Annotated in this window: 1 protein-coding gene; it reads left to right on the top strand. The window is 62.7% G+C overall.

Annotation, left to right across the window (positions count from 1 at the left end):
- Positions 1-300 (top strand): acyl-CoA dehydrogenase family protein (locus RVY79_RS18870; protein WP_317466088.1); only part of this gene is annotated, 300 nt, incomplete at both ends.

Genomic DNA, 300 nt, shown 5'->3' with positions numbered 1-300 from the left:
CGCTGCCGATGACGCTGCACGCAAGCAGAATGAAGCGCTGTACGAATTCCTCGTGCCGATCGTGAAGGGCTGGAGCACCGAGATGTCGATCGACGTGACGAGTCTGGGCGTGCAGGTGCACGGCGGCATGGGTTTCATCGAAGAGACGGGCGCCGCGCAGTACTACCGTGACGCGCGCATCCTGCCGATCTACGAAGGCACGACGGCTATTCAGGCCAACGACCTGATCGGCCGCAAGACGGTACGTGATGGTGGCGCGGTGGCACTGGGCATCTGCGCCGAAATTGCCAAGGTGGAAGC

Source organism: Chromohalobacter sp. HP20-39, from assembly GCF_033052815.1.
Classification (GTDB): domain Bacteria; phylum Pseudomonadota; class Gammaproteobacteria; order Pseudomonadales; family Halomonadaceae; genus Chromohalobacter.
The sequence above is the reverse complement of the archived record's forward strand: the minus strand, read 5'-3'. Positions and strand labels throughout refer to the sequence as shown.